Source organism: Leucobacter aridicollis, from assembly GCF_024399335.1.
GTDB classification, from domain to species: Bacteria; Actinomycetota; Actinomycetes; order Actinomycetales; family Microbacteriaceae; genus Leucobacter; species Leucobacter aridicollis_A.
The window spans coordinates 976,148-992,535 of the sequence record NZ_CP075339.1; the positions used below are offsets into that span (position 1 = coordinate 976,148).

Consider the following 16,388-nt stretch of genomic DNA (forward strand, 5'->3'; position numbering starts at 1 on the left):
GTCAGAACTGTAGAGAATGTACCAATTAGACGGGCCACGTCTGTCGATATGTCACGTTTCCAATGTTGCTGCCTCGAATTTCACTCCGAATTCACCGCGTCCCAACACGTCAGCGTGTCGAAAGATCCCGTTCACCTCGGGAGCGTACCTTGTGCAGTACCGGGCACCGTGCCCGGTTGAGGAGGCCGTAGCCCCCCTCGAAAGCTACGGCCGACTCGTTTCGCCGGGGCCGCCCCGGCAGAACGAAGGAGCCGCCGTGGCAACTATCCGAGAAACAATCAAGCAGCCGGCGATCGGCGAGGCAGAGCGCCTCGCGCAGGCGGAGCGAACCTACGTGCTCGACACGTCGGTGCTCCTCAGCGATCCAGCAGCGATCTTCAGGTTCGCCGAGCACAGCATCGTCTTGCCTGTCGTTGTGGTGACAGAGCTTGAGAAGAAACGGCACGATCCTGAACTCGGGTACTTTGCGCGGCGAGCGCTCAGGCTCCTCGACGGGCTTCGTGAGCGGCATGAGCGGCTCGACTTCCCAGTTCCTGTAGGCGACGCCGGCGGGACGCTGCGAGTTGAGCTCAATCACTCGAGCGCAGAGGTGCTCCCGAGCGGCATGCGACTCGGAGACAACGACACGCGCATCCTCGCGGTCGCCCAGAGCCTCGCGAGCGAGGGCCTCGACGTGACTGTCATCTCGAAGGATCTCCCGATGCGTGTGAAAGCATCGGCGCTTGGGCTCGGGGCGGAGGAGTATCGCAACGACCAGACTGGCGACGACAGCTACCTCGGGACGAGCACGATTGAGCTCACGGATGCCGACGTTGACGCTCTCTGGGAGGAAGAACGGCTCGACAGCGTCGACGCGGCCAGGGGCCTCGTGGTTGGAACAGGGCTCATCATCAGCTCGCCGACAGGCTCGGCGCTTGGCAGGGTCGACGGTGACGCGTCGATCAGGCTGGTGCGAGGGGACCGTGAGGTCTTCGGCGTGCACGGCAGGAGCGCGGAGCAGCGCCTTGCAATCGACCTGCTGCTCGACCCCGAGGTCGGGATCGTGTCGCTCGGCGGCAAGGCCGGCACCGGGAAGTCGGCGCTCGCGCTCGCGGCGGGCCTCGAAGCGGTACTCGAGCGGCAGCAGCACCGGAAGGTTATGGTGTTCCGGCCCATGTACGCCGTCGGGGGCCAGGAGCTCGGCTATCTTCCCGGAGACCAGCAAGACAAGATGAATCCGTGGGGGCAGGCGGTGTTCGACACCCTCGGCTCGATCGTCTCGCAGAACGTGCTCGATGAGGTGGTTGCGCGCGATCTCGTCGAGGTGCTCCCGCTCACGCACATCCGCGGCCGGTCGCTGCACGACGCGTTCGTGATCGTTGACGAGGCGCAGTCGCTCGAGCGCAACGTGCTGCTCACGATGCTCAGCCGCATCGGGCAGCGCTCGCGGGTCGTGCTCACGCACGACGTCGGGCAGCGCGACAACCTGCGCGTGGGGCGGCACGACGGGATCGCGGCTGTCATCGAGAAGCTCAAGGGGCACTCGCTCTTCGGCCACGTTACGCTCACGCGCAGCGAACGTAGCGACATTGCGGCCCTCGTCACGGAGCTGCTCGACTCGTAGCGAGTCAGGGGCGGGGGCGGGCCGGCGCTAGCGTGAAGCTGCGCCGGCCCGCTCTGCGTGGTCCCAGCGCTCGGTGGCGGCGAGGTTCGCTGCTGCGCTCGCGCCAGCCGCCTCCGGGTCTTGTCGTCTGATAGCCGCCAGTACCTCCTCGTGGCCGCGTGGGTCCTCGCGACTGAAGCCGTCGCGGGTGATCGCGGATTCCACTGATTCCCTGAGTTGGGGGAGCAGCGCCGCGTAGATCTCGAACAGGATCGGGTTGTGTGCTGCCCGTGCGACCTCTTCGTGGAACGCGGCGTCGGCCTGCGCCCAGACGGCGGCGTTCTCGCGTGTCGGCGGCTCGTTCGTGACGAGGGCGCGGTAGTCGAGTGCCTCGGCGATCCTCTCGATGTCTCCCTCGTTCGCGCGTTCCGCGGCAAGCCGGGCGAGCTGCGGCTCGATGGCGGCGCGCGCCTCGAGCACGTCTCCGATCGAGCCGCCCGAGCGGGCGAGTGCTCCGGGGACCTCGCTTCGGGCGGTGACGAACGTGCCGTCGCCGCGGCGGACGTCGAGCATGCCGCTGTACTGCAGCGCCCGGATTGCCTCGCGAAGGGTGCCGCGCGCGACGCCCAGGTCTGCGATGAGTTCGGGCTCGGGCGGGATTCGCTCGCCGACGCGCCAGCGCCCCTCGACGATCTCGGTGCGAAGTCGCTCGACGACCTTGTCGCTCAATGAAGACTGACGTATCGGATCCAGGCTCATGTGTGCAATGATAGTACGTCTCAAAGGTTAGACGTTAGATGTTTGGATGAATATGACTCACACTCCTGCCCCTGCCCGCAGGCGGACCGCGCTCATGCTGATCGCGCTCGTGCTCGTCGCGCTGAATTTGCGCCTGGCGATAACTAGCGCTGCCGCGCTGCTCACGTTGCTCACCGAGAGCGGCGCCTTGAACTCTGCGACGGTTGTGCTCATCCCAGCGATTCCGACGGCAGTGTTCGCGGTCGCCGGGGTGAGCACCGCGAGACTCGCTGCACGCTGGGGCGTCGAGCGCACAGTCGCTGTCGGGCTTGCGGTACTGACCGCAGGGCTCCTCATCCGCGCTATCCCGAGCCCCTGGATCGTTGTGCTCGGTACCGTCGTTGCGACGGGCGGACTCGCTGTCGTGAACATCCTGTTGCCCGCCGTCGTCCGTGCGCACTTTGGCCGCAGCATCGGCACGGTGACGACGGTCTACTCGACTGCGATGTCGCTCGGCGCGGCGACCGCGGCGGCAACAGCCGTGCCTGTCGCCGTGGCCGTCGGCAGTCCGACGGTCGGGCTCGCGGCGTGGGCGGTGCCCGCGCTCATCGCCCTCGCTGTGTGGGCCGTCGTGATGCCAATCGCGCGGCCCGCCCGCGCCGAGGCCCCCGCGGCCGTCGGGATCGGCGCACGTCGGGTGCGCGCCGCGTACCCTGCCGGAACCTGGCTCCTCGCGAGCTTCTTCGCGCTCCAGTCGCTCCTGAGCTACGTGGTCATGGGATGGCTTCCGACGATCGCCACAGACGCGGGCCTGTCACCCGAGCGCGCCGGGCTCCTGCTCGGCATCACGATGGCGGTGGGCGTGCCTGCGACGGTGCTCATCATGCCGCTCGCCCGCGGGGCCGGCCGGATGCGTGTCGGATTCGCGGTCGTCGGATCCGCGACAACGGCGGGCGTGCTCGGGCTACTGTTCGCGCCGCTCGCACTGCCGGAGGTATGGGCCGGGCTCCTCGGGCTCGGAATGTGCGCGTTTCCGCTCGCGCTCGCGCTCATCGCGACGATCGGCAAGGACGCGGCAGAGTCGGCGCGGGTCTCAACCGCGGTGCAGTCCATCGGGTACACGGTCGCGACGCTCGGCCCCCTCGGGGCGGGGGCCCTGCACCAGGCGACGCAGTCGTGGACGCCAGTGCTCGTGCTGCTTATTGTCGGCGCCGCCGCCCAGATCACCGTCGGCGTCGTGCTCACCGCGGTCGTGTGGCGTCGGCGTCCCGGCGGTGAACGGTAGGTGCGCTCTCACCGGCGTTCGCGTTTGCGCGGCAGCCGTGGAAACGCGTGAGGCGGGGCGGCGGGAGTGAACCCGACGCCCCGCCTCACGCGGCTCCCGCGCTAGCCGAGCGTGTGATCAGCCGTCGCGGCCGCGGCGGTGCGGCGGCGCCACAGCAGCAGTCCGCCGCCTGCGGTGAGCAGCGCGAGCGTTGCGATGCCGAGCGGAACGAACGACGCGCCGCCAGTGGTGGCGATCGATCCCGATCCCTTCCCGCCGCCATGTTCGCCCGCGCCCGGTGTGGTGCCGCCGGGCGTGGTGTCGGTCTCGCCGGGGTTTTCGCCGCCCGGATTTTCCCCGCCGGGGTTTTCGCCACCGGTTTCGGCTGCGGTGACAGTGAGCGGAGTCGACACTGTCTTACCGTTTGGCAGTACGGCGACGAGCTCGTGCTCGGTGTCCGTCGGGGTGTTCGCCGGGATCGTCACCGCTGTCGAGAACGCGCGATCCTCACTGACCTCGACCGAGGCGAGCGCGACCGGCTCCGAGTGCAGCTCGAGCGCGATCTTCGAACCGGGGGCGAAGCCCGATCCTGAGACCTGCAGTTCGTCGCCCTGCGCGACCGACGCCGCACCAAGCTGCAGCGCCGGGCCGGCGGGAGTCTCGACGCCAGGCTCAGTGACCCACTTCTCGCCGGTGTCGTACTTCGTGACCGTGAACTCGTCGAAGACCTCGCCAACGGCGGGGACCTCGGCCGCGGCGTACACCGGGCGCTCGGCTGCGGTATCGGTGAGCTTGAAACTCTTTGACCCGTTCACCTTCTCGGCGACGTACGAGCGGTAGGTGAGCTGATTCGCAGTGACGTCGATGACCTGGTAGGTCGTCACGCGCTCGCCGCGGATGACCTGGGTCGCGCCGTTGTTCGTCCAGACGTTCTTCTCTTCAGTCTCGAGGTCGTAGTGCTTCGCACCCGAGTTTGAGACCGCGTACACCGGGCCGACGGTCATGCCGCGGGTGTCTGTGGTGTCGTCGTTCTTGTAACCGCGCCCGTACGTGTGATCGTGCCCCATGAGTACGAGATCGATGTTGTTCTCCTCGAACACCGGAACCCAGTACTCGCGGAGGACGGCCTCGTCGCGCCCCGAGGAGGTGGAGTACACGGGCTGGTGGAACGTGACGACGTTCCACTTCGATGGGCTCTCCTTGAGCACGAAGTCGAGCCATGCAGCCTGGTACTCCGTCCACAGTGCCTGCACCTTCGTGCTCGGGCACTCTGCGCCCGTGCAGCCGGGGAGGTTCGCGGGCTTCAGGAACGTGGTGTCGCGAGTGGCGTTCAGCGTGATGAACCTGACACCCTGGTAGTCGGTGTAGTACACGGTCTCGGCCGCGAAGTCTGCCCAGTGCTCAAAGTATGCGGCGTACTGGCGTGCGACGTCAGAGTCTCCCTGCGCGCGGCCAGCGAGCTCACCGATCGTCTCGGTCGACGGCTGGTTGAGCGGGTACTCGAAGTGAGCCTTCCACGAGGCGAGCGTCTTGTCGCCCGAGTACTCGTGATTGCCCGGCGCGGCCATCACGTTGGTGCTCGTCGCCGAGCGCTCCATTCCCTTGAACCAGTTCAGCCACTCGGTGTCGTTGCTGCCGGTGTTAATGAGGTCGCCGGCGTGCACCGACCCGATCGAGCGCGGGGCCTTGGCCTCAGCCTGCGCGACGACCGCTGGCCATGTGGTGTCGAGGCCGATCTGTGCGTCGCCGTAGTAGACGAACTGGAAGTCGGTCGCGCCCGGGGTCTCGGTGGTGAATGTGTACCACTCGCTCATGCTGCCCTCGGTGCCCACGCGGTAGCGGTACGTGGTCGCGGGGGTGAGGTCTTCCACTGTCGCCGAGAAGTGTTCTTTCGCGTTGCCGTTGACGGCGCCAACCGCGGCGGCTTTGGCGACGCGGGTGTCGCCCCCGGTGGCGAGCCCGATCTCGACCTGGCCGGTCGTGTGCGTTTCGTCGCCAGCGAGCCACGAGAACGACTGCGATGTCGCCGGAGTCTCTGTCGGAGTGAGGATCACTCGCGTCGGAGCGGCGATGACGGGCTCGGTGCCGCCGCCCTCATCGGTTTTTGGCGTGAGCTGGAGCTTGGTCATGTCGAAGTAGGCATCGGAGGAGGTCTCGCGATCCTGGTAGACGGCCACGGCAATGGTGTTGGCGCCGTCGTGGAGCAGCGCGGGATCGATAGTGAAGTTCGAGACGACGGGGTCGCCCTTGCTTTCACCCGCGTACTGCAGGTTCGATGGCAGTGTGTCATCGACGCGGCTGTCGAGGAATCCCGCGACCTTCTGGCCGTTCACGAACACGCGGGCTGCATCGTCGTGAATGATCGACGCCGAGACCGCGTCGACCTCGCTCGCGACGCCTGTGGCGAGCTCCACGGTCGTGCGGAAGAAGTAGGTCGGGACCGTGTTCTTCGAATCGCCGTCGATGTAGTGGGCGAGCTTGGTTGCTGGCATGTACGGCCCGACTGCGGCGAGCTCGTTCTTCTTGACCCCGAAGCCGCTCGCGGCAGTTGCCCAACCCGAGTCGTCGAATTCTGGAGCCGTCCAGGCGTTGCGATCTTGTGCGCCCGCGGCCGGATCAACGTTGGTGTCGAGATACTTCCAGGGAGTTCCCGTTGTGACGAGCGACCCCTCAGGTACGGCGGGCACCGCGGCAGTCGCCAACGCTTCCGGTGTTGCCGAGGCGGGACTCGCGAGCGGGATTGCCAGGCCCGAGCCCACGAGTGCGGCAAGGGCGAGTGCGGTCACCCCTCGTCGTAGGCGGGGTGGGCGAGCTGGGTTCGTCATTTCGTTCCTTCGGACTCGGTTGCGGCATATGGAGGGCGCCGCAGGGGCGCCCTCCACTACACAACCGAACCCGAGTAGCCCCGCGGTCGACCGTTGGTTGCCGAATCGCGACCGTAGCGTGCACGGCAGATGAACGTGCGGGGCGGGACTTGCCGGGGCGGCGCTAAGGGCGGGGCTGGCGCCACGCCACGCCTGACTCCTCGCCTTCGTCATCTTCGTCGTCATCGTCAGGATCGGGCACGATGTCGGGGAGAACAATGGCGCCTGTCTGCAGCGCCTCGTCGATTGCGGCCTCAACCTGGCGTTGGCGGCGCAGCTGAATGCGGCTGAGGGCCCGCTGTTCGGGAAGGCTCCAGCCGAAGCGAATCGCGAGGAGGCGCAGCATCGTCGTAACGAGGACGCACACGACGCCTGCGACGAGCACTGGCGCGCCGAACTGCAGCATGATGAGCAGGACGACGATGCCGCCCATCGATGCGACGGCGTAGAACGAGCCGACGTGCATGAGCGCGATCGGTATGTTCAGGATCATGTCTCGGAGTACGCCGCCACCGACGGCTGAGATCGTGCCGATGAACAGGGCTGGGAGCACCGGGAGCCCGAGCGCGAGCGCCTTTGTCGCGCCGATCGCTCCGAACATGCCGATGCTCACGGCGTCGAGCAGCGTGATCACGGGGTCAACCCTGTGAAACAGGCGCGGCACGAGCATGCCGACGAAGGCTGACAGGATCGCGGTCAGCAGGTACCAGTTGATTGAGAATGCCGCCGTGGTCGTGTTGAGCAGGATGTCGCGAAGAAAGCCCCCGCCGATCCCTGAGGCGATGCCGACGAGTGCGACCCCGAGCAGGTCAAGCCGTTTGAACCCAGCGGCGAAGAGGGCGCCCTGCAGGCTGCCGACGCCGACTGCCGTGAGCTCGGCCCAGAGGGGAAGCGTGAATGTTTCGTCAAGCACCCGACTATTCTCCCGTATCGCCGGTGCGCAATTCTGCCGCGTATCCGGTGAGCGAGCGTTGGTATTTTGGCAGTGTCGGGATGAGCGCCTCGAGGAGCACCGCGACTGCCTCCGATGAGTGGCCGGCAGCGTGCAGTGCGAGCGCGCGGAAGGCGTCGGGGGAGGCGCCGAGATCATTGTGTCGCGTCGTCGTCTCGAGCACCCGTACGGCTTCGTCGGCGCGACCGAGATTGCGCAGTGTCGAGGCGTACTGCACGTCGAGCTCGGCCCGGGCGACGCCGCCGAGGCCGAGCTCGATCGCGCGCTCGTAGAGCTCAGCGGCGCGCGTTTCAAGCCCTGCTGAGTCGTGGGCCCCGCCAAGCTCAAACGGGCCGCGTGGGTCGCTGTCTGGGAGCTCGGCGACGAGCGCCGCGATTCGTTCGACAACCTCGCGCTCACTCGCGTTGGCGTCTGCCCAGACAGCGTCGACGCGAGCCTGCCACGAGTCGGCGTTTCCCGTCGAGTCAGTGTTTCCCGTCGAGTCAGTGCTGGCGGGCGTCTGGGGCGAAGCTTCGGCGGTCATGAGGCAAGCGTAGCGCGGGCGTTGCCACTCCCGGCGCTCTAGGTCGCGCGGACGACGAGGGGGGCCTCAAGTACCTCGGTGAGCTGCCTGTCTGGGCGCCCGCTTGACTGCAGGAGCGTTCGCATCATCTCGGCAGCGTGCAGTCCGAACTGCACGGGGTTCATGTCGACTGACGTGATTGGCGGCGTGTGGTACTCCATGATCGTGCTGTCGACCCCTGAGACGAGCTTCACGCTGTCGCCGATCGTGTGTCCGAGGCTGCGGAGCACGCCGGCGATCCGTGCAGCGACGCTGTCGCCGCAGATGAACAACCCGTCGCATGCGGCGCCAGCGCCGTCGATGATTTCTGCGAGCTGGGCGCGCAGCCTGTCGTTACCTTGGGTGAGGTCGACGTGTAGCACGAGCGACTGCACGCCGTTCTCGGCGCACCATTTCTCGTACTGGCTCAGCACTGACGCCGTCCACTGCGACTCGGTCTCCACGACGAGGACGCCGGGTCTCGTGCTGCCGCGCTCGCGCATCAGATCGAGCGACTGCGCCGTGCTCGTTGAGGTGTCTGACTCGACGATGCCCCACGGCGCTGGTGTGCCGGGTGGGGGTGGGTCGATGCTCACCGTGGCGGCGCTGCTGCCTAGGATGGCCGCGACGCCAAGGTCGTCAGCGTGAGGCTCGACGAGGATGTAGCCGTCAACGGCAGGCAGTTCACGGAGGTCGCCAGACTCGCTGATTGAGGGGAGCATGACCGGTGAGTAGCCGGAGTCGGCGAGGCCTGCGACGACGCCGCGTGTGATCTCGCCGTAGTAGAGCGAGTAGTCGTGCAGGCTCGCTGGTGTGTAGATGCCGATCGAGCCTGTGCGCGCCAGCCGCAGCGCTTTGCCGCTGGGGTTTGGGCGATATCCGAGCCGATCCGCCGCCTCCTGCACCGCATTGCGGGTGGCTTCGGAGACCCCTGGCTTGCCGTTGAGCGCCATCGATACTGCCGCAGCAGACAGCCCTGTCTCTTCGGCTATGTCGCGCAGTCGTACCGCCATGGTCCTCCGTCTGGATCGTTCAGTCGTCCCGAGTATAGCGATCTGTCTGCGGCCCGCAGGCGTCGGCCAAACCCGATTCGTCGCGTTCGGTTTGACAACCGGGCGCGAGATCGTTTACTCTCACAAACACTCAACTTAAACGATTAAGTAATCGGTGGGCCAGCGGCTCTCCGATGCGACAAAGGAGTCTGATGCAGAGCCAACCTCTCGATCTTGCCATTCTTGGTGGGGCCGTCTTCGATGGCGAGAAGTATATCCCGGCGCCCTGCCACGTGGGAATCCGCGGCGGGGTCATCGTCGAGCTCGGCGACGCAGTGTCGGCGGCTATCGGCCCGGAGACCAAGATTGTCGAGGCCGAAGGCAGGCTCGTGCATCCCGGCATGAACGACTCGCATGTCCACCCGATCGAGGCAGGCATGGAGATGCTCGGCTGCAACCTCGCCGATGGTTGGAACCGCGACGACTATCTCGCGACCGTTCGCGAGTACGTGAGCGCGAACCCAGAGGTCGAATGGATCGTGGGCGCGGGCTGGCAGCAGGCCGCCTTCCCCGGCGGTGCACCACTCAAAGAAGACCTCGACGCGATCTGCGACGACCGCCCCATCATCCTCTCGAACCGAGACCACCACAGCGCATGGGTGAACAGCGAGGCGCTGCGCCGCTGCGGGATCGACGCTTCGACGCCTGATCCTGCCGACGGCCGAATCGAACGCGACGCCGACGGCAACCCGACCGGAACGCTGCACGAGGGTGCGCGCATGCTCGCACTCTCGCACGCGCCGCAGCCGACTGTCGAAACGATGTACGAGGGGTTCCTCGTTGGCCAGCGCAAACTCGTGGGCTACGGCATCACGAGCTGGCAGGATGCGCTCATCGGACAGTACGGCAACCACAGCCCCGAGTTCTACACCGTCTACCGCACTGCCGAAGACCGCGGCGACCTGATCGCCCGCGTCAACGGCGCACTTTGGTGGGAGCGCACCCAAGGCACCGAGCAGATCGCAGCCTTCGTTGAGCGTCGCGAGGCCGTCTCGGGCCGCAGGTTCCGCGCGGACACCGTGAAGATCATGCAGGACGGCGTTGCCGAGAACCAGACCGCAGCGATGCTCGAGCCGTACCTCGTTCCCGGCGGCTGCGCTCACCGCGCACCCGAGAACGCGGGTATTTCCTTCGTTGATCCGGATCGCCTGCGCGAATACGTCGTCGAGCTCGACAAGCAGGGCTTCCAGGTGCACTTCCATGCGCTCGGCGACCGCGGGGTTCGCGAGTCGCTCGACGCGATCGAGGCAGCCCGCATCGCGAACGGGGACGCCTCAACGCAAATGCACACCATCGCGCACATCCAGATCATCTCGCCTGACGACGTGCCCCGTTTCGCGGCGCTCAATGCCGACGCGAACATGCAGCCGCTCTGGGCGAGCTACGACCCGCAGATGGTCGACCTCACGGTGCCGTTCCTCGGCGACGAGCGCGTCGGGCACCAATACCCGTTCGCCTCGCTGCATCGCGCGGGCAGCCACCTGAGCGGCGGCTCGGACTGGCCAGTGACCTCGGCTGACCCGTGGCTCGGCATCCACGTCGCAGTGAACCGCCAGGTTCCGGCCGACCACCCCGACTACAACCCGCTGGTCTTCCTCGAGAACGAGCGGTTGCCGCTCGACGTAGCGCTCCGCGCGTACACGCTCGGTGGCATCGAGACGAACGGTCGCGCACACGAGGTCGGCAGCCTGGCGCCTGGAATGGCAGCCGACGTTGTCGTCGCGAACCGCGACCCGTTCCAGGGCCAGCCGGCTGACATTCACGAGACCACTGCCCAGCTCGTCTTCGTTGACGGCGTGCTCGTACACGCCAACGAGCAGTAACCAGACCCACGCTTCATCACACTCACACACCACCTTTGGAAGGAACCGAAATGAAGAAACAGCTTGTCGGAATCGCGGCGGTCGCCGCGATCCTCATCACCGCTGGCTGCTCGGCTCCCGGCGACGACGCCGGGACTGGCGGCAAGGAAGAACCGAAGAACGCGAACACTGCGGTCGACCTGTCGGCCCTCGGCGTCGACGAGGCAGCGCAGGCACTCGTTCCCGAGGAGATCGCCGAGCGCGGCACCGTGGTAGTGGGCGTCGACGCGACCTACCCGCCGAACGAGTTCAAGGACGAGGCAGGCAACGCGATCGGCTGGGAGGTCGACATGGTCGCCGCCGCGATCACGCGACTCGGGCTCGAGCCCGACCTGAAGATCGCGAAGTTCGAGAACATCATTCCGAACATCGAGCTCGGCAAGTTCGACCTCGGCATCGCGGGGTACTACGACACCCTCAAGCGGCAGCAGGACTTCGACGTCGTCGACTTCATCTGGGCGGGCAACCAGTTCGCCTCGCTCGAGAAGAACGCGATCGATGACGAGCTCGACATCTGCGGCGAGAAGATCGCCGTGCCCAACGGCGGCTCGGCACCCCTCTACTACCTCCCCGAGGTACAGAAGAAGTGCGACGCCGCGGGCAAGGGCAAGATCGACACGCTCGGCTACGACACCACCGACGAGATGGTCGCAGCCGTGAACCTCGGCCGCGCATTCGCGCTCGTCGCCGACTCGCCCGTTGTGAGCTACGCCGTGAAGAATTCCGAGGGCAAGCTCATCGGATCGCCCATCTACGAGAACATGCCTGCAGGCGCTCCGTTCTCGAAGAAGACCGACGGCAAGCTCGCCGAGGCGTTCGCCGCAGCCCTGCAGTCGATGCACGACGACGGCACCTACGACGAGATCCTGAACTTCTGGGGTGTCGAGGCGGGCCGCTACGACAAGATCACCATCAACGCTGGCGACAAGGACTAACACGTGACCCAGCCGATCACCCAGGTGGTCAACGTGGCACCGCCGAAGCCAATTCGCGCGGTGCCACTGCGGCACCCCTGGCGTAACTTCTTTGCCGTCGCCCTGATCATCGCGATCATCGCGTTCGTGCTCGACGCCGCGCAGCGCGAGGCGTACGACTGGCCAGCGTTCGCGACCTACATCTTCGACCCGCGCGTCATGATGGGTGCTGCGAACACGCTCGCCCTCACGGTACTCGCGATGATTCTCGCGATCGTCGTCGGCATTGTGATTGCCATCATGCGCGAGACCTCGAACCCGGTGCTGCGCGGAATCTCATTCGGGTTCCTGTGGCTGTTCCGTGGCACCCCGGTGTACGTGCAGCTTGTCTTCTGGGGACTGTTCACCGCGATCTATCAACAGGTTGACGTTGGCATCCCGTTTACTGAGCCGTGGCTGACGCTCGAGCTCGCAGACCTCATCCCGGTCTTCTGGATCGCGGTGATCGGCCTCGGGCTCAACGAAGCGGCCTACATGGCAGAGATCGTTCGGGCCGGCCTGCTCTCAGTTGACAAGGGACAGAGCGAAGCCGCCGACGCGCTTGGCATGGGCTGGTGGCTGCGGATGCGCAAGGTGATCATTCCGCAGGCCATGCGCGTGATCATCCCGCCGACGGGCAACGAGCTCATCTCGATGCTCAAGACGACCTCGCTTGTGACCGCGGTCCCATACAACTACGACCTCTACACGAGAGCGCGCGACATCTCGTCGGCGACGCTGAACCCGATCCCGCTGCTGCTTGTGGCGTCAGTCTGGTATCTCCTGTTCACGTCGATCATGATGTTCGGTCAGAGCAGGCTCGAGAAGCACTTCTCGAAGGGGCAGAACGCGCGGATCGCGCAAAAGCGAAAGAAAGCGAAGCGCGCTGACGGCGCGAGTTCGGCGTCAGACGCAAGCGAAGGAGCCCGCTCATGAGCGACGTCAAGATGATGGCACTCGACGTGCACAAATCGTTCGGCGAGAACCACGTGCTCAAGGGCATCGACATGACCGTGAAGCGCGGTGAAGTGAGCTGTCTGCTGGGCCCATCGGGGTCAGGCAAATCGACGTTCCTGCGTTGCATCAACCACCTTGAGACGATTGACTCAGGCCGCATTGAGGTCGATGGCGAGTTGATTGGATACCGCGAGCAGGGCGACAAGCTCTACGAACTGCATCCGCGCGCCGCCGCGAAGCAGCGTGAGAACATCGGCATGGTGTTCCAGCGCTTCAACCTGTTCCCCCACATGACGTCGCTTGAGAACATCATCTGCTCTCCCGTGTTCGTGAAGCGTGAGGGCAAGGCCGCCGCGAAGCAGACGGCGCTTGAGCTGCTCGAGCGGGTCGGCCTCGGCGACAAGGCTGAGGCGTACCCGGCCGAGTTGTCTGGCGGTCAGCAGCAGCGCATCGCGATCGCGCGGGCGCTCGCGATGAAGCCCGACCTCATGCTGTTTGACGAGCCGACGAGTGCGCTCGACCCCGAGCTCGTGGGCGAGGTACTCGAGGTGATGAAATCGCTCGCCGAGTCTGGCATGACAATGATCGTTGTTACTCACGAGATGGGCTTCGCCCGCGAGGTTGCAGACACAGTGACGTTCATGGACGGCGGCGTCGTCGTCGAGCAGGGAAGCCCCGACGAGGTGCTCGGCAACCCGCAGCACGGTCGCACGAAGGCGTTCCTCTCCAAGGTGCTGTAGCGCGGCAACGCACCTTCCAAACGAGAAGCGGCTCGGGATCCGGTAAGGATCCCGAGCCGCTTCTCGTATGCGGAGGCGAGTTACTTCGCGACGCCCGGGTGGGTCATCGAGAGCAGGTCGAGTGCCTTGTCGAGGTCAGCCTCGGTGACCTCGCCGCGCTCGACGTAGCCGAGGTCGATGACTGCCTCGCGCACCGTGATGCCGGCGGCGACCGAGTGCTTGGCGATCTTCGCTGCTGCCTCGTAGCCAATGAGGCGGTTCAGCGGGGTGACCGTCGAGGGGCTCATGCCCGCGAGAGTCTCCATGCGCTCGATGTTCGCCTCGAGGCCCGCGACGGTCTTGTCAGCGAAGACGCGCGAGACGTTTGCGAGCAGGCGGATCGACTCGAGCAGCGCGGTGCCCATGACGGGGATCATCACGTTGAGCTCGAAGTTGCCGCGTGCACCGCCCCAGGCGATCGTCGCGTCGTTGCCGATCACGCGAGCGCAGACCATGAGGGTCGCCTCGGGGATAACGGGGTTGACCTTGCCAGGCATGATCGATGAGCCAGGCTGCAGGTCGGGGATGTGGAGCTCGCCGAAGCCTGTGTTCGGGCCCGAGCCCATCCAGCGCACGTCCTCCGCGATCTTCGTGAGCGACACGGCGATCGTGCGCAGCGCGCCCGACGCCTCGACGAGACCGTCGCGGTTCGCCTGTGCCTCGAAGTGGTTGCGTGCCTCGGTGATCGGCAGGCCGCTCGACGCAGCGATCTCGGCGATGACCTTCTCGGGGAAGCCGAGCGGCGTGTTGATGCCGGTGCCGACGGCGGTGCCGCCCTGCGGGACCTCAGCGACGCGGGGGAGCGCTGCGTCGATGCGCTCGATGCCGTAGCGGATCTGCGCGGCGTAGCCGCCGAACTCCTGGCCGAGGGTGACGGGGGTCGCGTCCATGAGGTGGGTGCGGCCAGGCTTCACGGCCGACTTCCACAGCTCAGCCTTCTCCTCAAGCGCCTCGGCGAGGTGCGCGAGCGATGGCTTCAGCTGCTCGATGAGCGCCCCGGTGACAGCGACGTGCACCGAGGTCGGGAAGACGTCGTTCGACGACTGCGAGGCGTTCACGTGATCGTTCGGGTGAACGGGAGCGCCGAGGTGCTTGGTCGCAAGGCTCGCGAGGACCTCGTTCATGTTCATGTTCGACGAGGTGCCAGAGCCGGTCTGGTAGGTGTCGACGGGGAACTGATCGTGGTTCGCGCCGCCGATAACCTCGTCTGCCGCAGCGACGATCGCCTTCGCGATGTCTGCGTCGAGGATGCCGAGGTCAGCGTTCGCCATGGCAGCCGCGCGCTTGATGCGTGCGAGCGCGACGATCTGAGCGGGCTCGAGACCCTTGCCCGAGATCGGGAAGTTCTCGACAGCGCGCTGCGTCTGCGCTGCGTAGATCGCGGACTTCGGTACGCGGACCTCGCCCATGGTGTCATGCTCGATGCGGTACTCGATCTCTTCAGTCACAGTTGTCCTTTGCTAATGGGGTGTTGATGAGGATGTGTTAATTCAGGGGAGCGAGCTCAAGCTCGACAGGGCCGACGGCCGAGTACGGCACTGCGCGGCCCTCGGTGAGCCGGTACTGCAGCCCGACGATCGCGAGGGTGCCGGCGTCGACAGCGTCGCTGATCGCGCGCGAGGTGCGAAGCAGCTCGTGGACTGTCGCGCCGAGGTGCAGCCGGCCGACAGCGTTCGCATCGATGTCTGCCGGGTTGACGTACGGGGTGTCGGTGTGGCCCTGCAGCCAGAGCTGCTGCACGGACGGTTGGATCGGTGCGAGCGTGTGCTTGACCGAGCGGGTCGTCTCAGACGGCTCTCGCCCGGTCTGATCGATCGCGGCGGCGACGGCTCCGCACGAGTCATGCGCGAGCACGACGATGAGCGAGGCACCGAGCTCGGTGACCGCGTACTCCATTGAAGCCGTGATCGACTCGGCGACGACGTGGCCCATATTGCGGGCGATGAACAGGTCGCCGAGGCCGCAGTCGAAGATGATCTCAGCCGCGAGGCGGGAGTCTGAGCAGCCAAAGAGCGCGACGTCGGGGCTCTGCGAATTGACGAGCTCGCTGCGACGTTCAACGTTCTGGTTTGGGTGCGCCGACGCACCCGAAACGAATCGCTCGTTGCCAGCAATCAGCGCGTCCCATGCCTGCTGCGGGCTCACCCGTGGGGTGCTGCTCATTCGGTCACCTCTTCCGTTGTGGTTGTGGCCTCGTTCAGCCCGGCGAGCGAGTCGGTCACCTGCGTCGCGAGTACCCTGATTGTCGCCTCATCGTCAGTGCCGAAGACGAGAACTGTGTTCGTGCCGATGGCGCCCTCGAGGCCGAAGCGCATGTTGACCTCGTCGGCCTTTCGGTCCTGGTGGTCGTAGACCTGCCACTCGACGCCGCCGAGCTGCTCGCTGCCCGTGGGCTGCTGCTCTTCAAGCCTGGTCGCGATCCAGGTCGCAGGCACTGGCGCGCCGTCAGCGGTATACGCCTGCACAACTGTCGCGTACGCATCGTTCTCGGTCGTGTAATGCACCTGCCAGAAGGTGACGTCACCGTCGATCGCGAGCGCCGCGCGCTTCGCCTTCCAGCTGTCAGGAACGTCGGGCACGGCGAGCGGGTAGCTTGCACCCGAGCTTTCCGCGGCGGCGGCGACGTCGACCGAGCGGTCTGGGAAATCGCCGGTCTCGCGCGGCACCATGAGGTAGATCATGAAGACGACGCCGACAGTCACGAGCAGCGAGAACACGAGGTTGTTCACTGTCTTTCGCTGCTTGTAGAGCCGACTTCCCTCCGCCTTGCGGGCAGCGGTTTCAGCGGCTGTTTCAGGTCTGCCGAGCTCAGCAACAATGTTGGGGCGCTTGTTTTTCGCCATC

Annotated in this window: 14 protein-coding genes; 6 read left to right on the forward strand and 8 right to left on the reverse strand. The window is 66.1% G+C overall.

Annotated features, from left to right (window positions below; all coding sequences use genetic code 11):
- The first annotated feature begins 265 nt into the window (after positions 1–265).
- Positions 266–1,603, forward strand: coding sequence for a PhoH family protein (locus tag KI794_RS04315; protein ID WP_255809731.1), 1,338 nt, complete (start codon positions 266–268; stop codon positions 1,601–1,603).
- Positions 1,604–1,630: 27 nt separating this feature from the next.
- Here KI794_RS04315 and KI794_RS04320 read toward each other — a convergent pair whose 3' ends face one another.
- Positions 1,631–2,341 carry a FadR/GntR family transcriptional regulator gene (locus KI794_RS04320; protein ID WP_255809275.1) on the reverse strand — a complete coding sequence of 237 codons (711 nt, stop codon included), beginning with the start codon at positions 2,339–2,341 and terminating at the stop codon, positions 1,631–1,633.
- Positions 2,342–2,393: 52 nt separating this feature from the next.
- On the opposite strand from KI794_RS04320, the gene KI794_RS04325 reads away from it, so the two are divergent.
- On the forward strand, positions 2,394–3,605 hold the full coding sequence (locus KI794_RS04325) for an MFS transporter (RefSeq protein ID WP_255809276.1): 1,212 nt from the start codon (positions 2,394–2,396) through the stop codon (positions 3,603–3,605).
- A 101-nt stretch (positions 3,606–3,706) separates the two neighbouring features.
- Here KI794_RS04325 and KI794_RS16230 read toward each other — a convergent pair whose 3' ends face one another.
- From KI794_RS16230 to KI794_RS04345, 4 genes are all read right to left on the reverse strand, one after another.
- Positions 3,707–6,409, reverse strand: coding sequence for a purple acid phosphatase family protein (locus KI794_RS16230; protein ID WP_304941401.1), 2,703 nt, complete (start codon positions 6,407–6,409; stop codon positions 3,707–3,709).
- Between the two features lie 163 nt (positions 6,410–6,572).
- Positions 6,573–7,361, reverse strand: coding sequence for a trimeric intracellular cation channel family protein (locus KI794_RS04335; protein ID WP_255809277.1), 789 nt, complete (start codon positions 7,359–7,361; stop codon positions 6,573–6,575).
- 4 nt (positions 7,362–7,365) lie between these two features.
- On the reverse strand, positions 7,366–7,923 hold the full coding sequence (locus tag KI794_RS04340) for a tetratricopeptide repeat protein (protein WP_255809278.1): 558 nt from the start codon (positions 7,921–7,923) through the stop codon (positions 7,366–7,368).
- Positions 7,924–7,961: 38 nt separating this feature from the next.
- Entirely contained in the window at positions 7,962–8,954 is a 993-nt protein-coding gene (locus tag KI794_RS04345) for a LacI family DNA-binding transcriptional regulator (RefSeq protein ID WP_255809279.1), read from the reverse strand.
- Between the two features lie 191 nt (positions 8,955–9,145).
- Here KI794_RS04345 and KI794_RS04350 point away from each other — a divergent pair, with 191 nt between their 5' ends.
- From KI794_RS04350 to KI794_RS04365, 4 genes are read left to right on the forward strand one after another with little or no spacing between them, the layout of a single operon-like run.
- Positions 9,146–10,816 (forward strand): amidohydrolase, encoded by a 1,671-nt coding sequence (locus KI794_RS04350; RefSeq protein ID WP_255809280.1) that lies wholly within the window; start codon positions 9,146–9,148, stop codon positions 10,814–10,816.
- A gap of 50 nt (positions 10,817–10,866) precedes the next feature.
- The gene (locus KI794_RS04355) at positions 10,867–11,790 is read left to right on the forward strand and encodes a transporter substrate-binding domain-containing protein (RefSeq protein WP_255809281.1); all 924 of its coding nucleotides are present in this window, start codon (positions 10,867–10,869) and stop codon (positions 11,788–11,790) included.
- 3 nt (positions 11,791–11,793) lie between these two features.
- Positions 11,794–12,744, forward strand: a complete 951-nt coding sequence (locus KI794_RS04360; protein WP_119283149.1) for an amino acid ABC transporter permease — start codon at positions 11,794–11,796, stop codon at positions 12,742–12,744.
- On the forward strand, positions 12,741–13,505 hold the full coding sequence (locus KI794_RS04365) for an amino acid ABC transporter ATP-binding protein (RefSeq protein ID WP_119283148.1): 765 nt from the start codon (positions 12,741–12,743) through the stop codon (positions 13,503–13,505). The genes KI794_RS04360 and KI794_RS04365 overlap by 4 nt, the downstream gene beginning before the upstream one ends.
- Before the next feature lie 80 nt (positions 13,506–13,585).
- Here KI794_RS04365 and KI794_RS04370 read toward each other — a convergent pair whose 3' ends face one another.
- Genes KI794_RS04370 through KI794_RS04380 form a run of 3 tightly spaced genes read right to left on the reverse strand, consistent with a single transcriptional unit; the run spans position 13,586 to position 16,387 of the window.
- Positions 13,586–14,992: a class II fumarate hydratase gene (locus KI794_RS04370; RefSeq protein WP_255809282.1), complete on the reverse strand. Its 1,407-nt coding sequence runs from the start codon at positions 14,990–14,992 to the stop codon at positions 13,586–13,588.
- A gap of 37 nt (positions 14,993–15,029) precedes the next feature.
- On the reverse strand, positions 15,030–15,707 hold the full coding sequence (locus tag KI794_RS04375) for a carbonic anhydrase (protein WP_255809283.1): 678 nt from the start codon (positions 15,705–15,707) through the stop codon (positions 15,030–15,032).
- The gene (locus KI794_RS04380) at positions 15,704–16,387 is read right to left on the reverse strand and encodes a DUF4245 family protein (RefSeq protein WP_119283145.1); all 684 of its coding nucleotides are present in this window, start codon (positions 16,385–16,387) and stop codon (positions 15,704–15,706) included. Before KI794_RS04380 ends, KI794_RS04375 begins: the two co-directional genes overlap by 4 nt.
- Position 16,388 lies beyond the last annotated feature (1 nt).